This window comes from Xanthovirga aplysinae, assembly GCF_009711365.1.
Lineage (GTDB): Bacteria > Bacteroidota > Bacteroidia > Cytophagales > Cyclobacteriaceae > Xanthovirga > Xanthovirga aplysinae.
The window spans coordinates 1-4,323 of record NZ_SMMB01000820.1; the positions used below are offsets into that span (position 1 = coordinate 1).

The window sequence follows — 4,323 nt, forward strand, 5'->3', positions numbered from 1 at the left end:
AATATAATAAGTCACCCTGTGGAAAATCACATTTAGTTAGCTACTACCATTTAAACTATAAAAATAAAAAAGGTTTGAACTAATCTGCCCAAACCTTTCTTATTTTTATGGAATATCCAAATACTTATGGATCTGCAAGGAAACCTGCCATTTGGGGTTTTCTTTCACATAATCAACAATTAGGGGCATAATCTCCTCTCTTTTATCCCATTCCGGCTGCAAAAACAACTGGCATTTTGAGTTTACTTTTTCAGCAAAAGATTCAGCCCATTTAAAATCACTTTTATTATAAATGATAATTTTCAATTCATGAGCTTTATCATAAATCTCTGGCATTGGTGCCTTAAATTTCTTTGGAGAAAAACAAATCCAATCCCAATCTCCACTAAGAGGGTGAGCTCCGGAAGTTTCAATATTTGTTGTAAACCCTGCCTTATGTAAACTATTACAAAGGGAATTTAAATTGTACATCAAAGGTTCTCCACCCGTGACAACCGCCAATCGACCAGGAAATTTAACTGCTTCTTCTACCATTGCTTCAACAGAGACTAAAGGAAACTTATCTCCATCCCATGACTCTTTCACATCGCACCAATGGCACCCTACATCACATCCTCCTAAACGAATAAAGTAGGCCGCTTTTCCTCTATGGTGTCCCTCACCCTGTAAAGTATAAAAAGCTTCCATGAGTGGAAGCTTCTCCATATTTGATATTTCTTTAGTAGAAATCATCGATTTTATCCTATAAATCCTTCCCTTATTTTCCTAATTTGACACTTCGAAATATAATAAATAATCTCTTCAAAGTGGAGAGGCAAAAACTGGTGTATCTATCCAATTTTGTAATTCCTAACTCTCTTAATTAGTTTTTACTCCACTTCTATCCCTGAGTAAACAGCATCTTGTGCCGCCAAGAGTGTATTCCATAATAAAGATGCTATAGTCATTGGCCCCACTCCCCCAGGTACAGGAGTTATAAAACTACTTTTAGGGTACACTTGCTCATAGTCCACATCTCCTTTTAATCTATAGCCTGATTTCTTAGAAGCATCCTCTACACGGGTAATCCCCACATCGATAATAATCACTCCTTCTTTCACCATATCAGCAGTAACGAAACCAGGAATCCCTACGGCAACAATCAAAATATCTGCCCTTTTGGTAAATTCCTCCAGATTTTCTGTATATCGATGACACAAGGTTACCGTAGCATCTCCCGGATAGCCAGATCCGGCCATTAAAATACTCATTGGAGAACCCACAATGTGACTTCGGCCAACCACTACACAATGCTTTCCTTTGGTTTCAATTTGGTACCTTTTCAACAACTGTAAAATTCCGTAAGGAGTAGCCGCAATATAAGCGGGAAGATTTTTAGCCATCCTACCCACATTTTCAGGATGGAAACCGTCCACATCCTTTTCCGGACGAATTCTATCGGTGACTTTTTCCACAGAAATATGTTGAGGCAAAGGCAATTGTACAATCAGGCCATCAATATCATCATTTGCATTCACTTCTTCGACTACGGTGAGCAACTCCTCTTCACTAATATTCTCGTCAAAACGTAAAAGAGAGGATTCAAAACCCACTTTCTCACAAGCTCTGACCTTATTATTCACATAAGTTTCACTTGCACCGTCATTTCCTACCAAAATAGCCGCTAGATGAGGAACTTTACCTCCCTGCGCCTTTATTTGTTTCACCTGTTCTTCAATCTCACCCTTGATTTCCTCTGCTGTCTTTTTCCCGTCCAGAATCGTTGCCATTTGTATTATATTGAGTTTGGAATTATTTTTTGATTATCACTACCAAAAGATCCTAAGAATTTAAGTCACAGGCCCTTTACTCTACACTTTTCATCAATCTAATTTAAGAACCGCCATAAATGCTTCTTGTGGGATTTCTACATTCCCCACCTGTCTCATTCTTTTCTTTCCTTTCTTTTGCTTCTCCAGTAATTTACGCTTCCTGGAAATATCACCACCGTAACATTTAGCAATAACATTCTTTCTTAAAGCTTTTACAGTCTCTCGCGCAATTACTTTAGTTCCTATAGCTGCCTGAATAGCTATTTCAAACATTTGTCTTGGCAACAACTCCTTCAGTTTTTCACAAAGTCTTTTCCCCCACTCATAAGCTTTATCTCTATGGACAATGGCAGAAAGTGCATCCACTTTTTCTCCATTTAACATGATATCCAGCTTCACCATGGTAGATTGCCTAAAACCAATCAATTCATAATCCAAAGAAGCATACCCTCTAGAAATGGTCTTCAGTTTATCAAAGAAATCAAATACTATTTCTCCTAAAGGTAGCTCAAAAGTAAGCTCTACCCGATCGGTGGTAAGGTACACCTGATTTTTTATCTCTCCCCGCTTATCAATACACAAAGAGATAATCGGCCCCACAAATTCTGCCTTTGAGATAATCTGCGCCCGGATAAAAGGTTCCTCCACATGAGCAATGGCATTCGGCTCGGGCAGTTCAGAAGGTGCATTTACTTCAGTTGAAGAGCCATCTTTCCCAATACCATGGAATTGCACGGAAGGTACTGTTGTAATAACGGTCATATCAAATTCCCGCTCTAATCGCTCCTGAACAATCTCCAGATGCAACATTCCTAAAAATCCGCAACGAAATCCAAAACCTAAAGCGGCTGAAGTTTCCGGTTCCCAAACTAAAGAAGCATCATTTAATTGTAACTTCTCCATAGAGGCCCTTAATTCCTCATACTCTGTAGTGTCCACAGGGTAAATCCCGGCAAATACCATAGGTTTTACCTCCTCAAAACCCGTAATGGCTTCCGTACAAGGCTTCTCCACATGGGTGATTGTATCCCCCACCTGCACTTCCTTGGCCACCTTAATTCCTGATATAAGGTAACCCACATTCCCAGCACTAATGGATTTTTGTGGATCTTGCTCGAGTTTCAAAATACCAATTTCGTCGGCATCATATTCGCGACCGGTATTCATAAACTTCACCTTATCTCCTTTATTAATAGTACCATTAAATACACGGAAATAAACCTCTACCCCTCGGAATGAATTATAAACCGAATCAAAGATCATCGCCTGCAAAGGTTTATCGGGATTTCCTTTAGGTGCAGGAATGCGTTCCGCTATGGCCTCTAAAATATCATCAATTCCAATTCCTGCTTTTCCACTGGCCAAAATGATCTCTTCCGGATCACAGCCCAAAAGATCCACGACCTCATCGGTCACTTCTTCCGGACGGGCACCGGGCAAATCAATTTTATTCAATACAGGAATGATTTCTAAATCATTCTCTAAAGCCAGGTAAAGATTTGAAATGGTTTGTGCTTCAATTCCCTGTGATGCATCTACAATTAATAAAGCGCCTTCACAGGCGGCAATAGATCGGGATACTTCATAAGAAAAATCAACGTGTCCCGGAGTGTCAATTAAATTATAAGTATAAGCCTCACCCTTATGCTGATACTGCATCTGTATAGCGTGGCTCTTGATCGTAATTCCCCTTTCCCTTTCCAGATCCATGTTATCCAGCAATTGATTTTGCATTTCACGATCTGAAACGGTCTGTGTATGTTCTAACAACCTGTCGGCTAATGTACTTTTGCCATGATCTATATGAGCAATAATGCAAAAGTTCCTGATTTTATCCATTGATACCATATAAGGTGCAAAAATAGCTATTTATTGGACTTTATTTGCATAAACGTCTTTTAAATTATGGAATTGTCCTTAAACCAATGAATAGTGAATAATGAAGAATAAAGAATTGCCCAGATGTTGGATTTCAGCCCCTGTAACCCTGAATTTTCATTCTATTCTCTCAGGCATTTCTTTAAAAAATCAACACCAGGGTACTGAAGCATCATCTAATTCTTAAAACCTCTGGATTAAAGGAACATGTCCAAAAAAACATTTACAATAATTTAGAAAGCTTAAACCCAATATCCTTCTTTTTTTGAGCTTTCACTTATAAGCTGCTACGAACCTTAAATATTAAAAAAATACTTATTATAAAACAGCTCTTCATATCACACAACTCTTTCTCGGCATCATCTATAACTAATAGTTATTTTTTACAACACTCTTCCTTTCAAACTTCTTTTATTACTAGATAAATACAATTAAAATTAAGATTAATGAAATCTCTATTTTTATTTTGTTGTTTATATTAACATAAATGTCAATATTTGCAACAATTTAAGATTAAAAGCTGTCTAAAGTTCATAACTTCAATTGGTAGTGGGACAGGTAGTGTAGAGCATTTAATAAGATGGAAATGGATCAAAGAAGTATAGTACATATGGATTTGGACACTTTTTTTGTG

The 4,323-nt window shown here is 37.8% G+C and carries 3 protein-coding genes; all 3 read right to left on the minus strand.

What is annotated here, in order from left to right:
* Nucleotides 1-105: 105 nt before the first annotated feature.
* The 3 genes from E1171_RS06210 to lepA all read right to left on the minus strand — a co-directional run bounded on the left by E1171_RS06210 (nucleotide 106) and on the right by lepA (nucleotide 3,650).
* Complete coding sequence (locus E1171_RS06210) at nucleotides 106-705, minus strand: 7-carboxy-7-deazaguanine synthase QueE (protein ID WP_246164199.1); 600 nt, start codon at nucleotides 703-705, stop codon at nucleotides 106-108.
* 164 nt (nucleotides 706-869) lie between these two features.
* Complete coding sequence (locus E1171_RS06215; protein ID WP_155205145.1) at nucleotides 870-1,769, minus strand: bifunctional 5,10-methylenetetrahydrofolate dehydrogenase/5,10-methenyltetrahydrofolate cyclohydrolase; 900 nt, start codon at nucleotides 1,767-1,769, stop codon at nucleotides 870-872.
* 93 nt (nucleotides 1,770-1,862) lie between these two features.
* Complete coding sequence (gene lepA, locus E1171_RS06220) at nucleotides 1,863-3,650, minus strand: translation elongation factor 4 (protein ID WP_155205147.1); 1,788 nt, start codon at nucleotides 3,648-3,650, stop codon at nucleotides 1,863-1,865.
* Nucleotides 3,651-4,323: the final 673 nt, after the last annotated feature.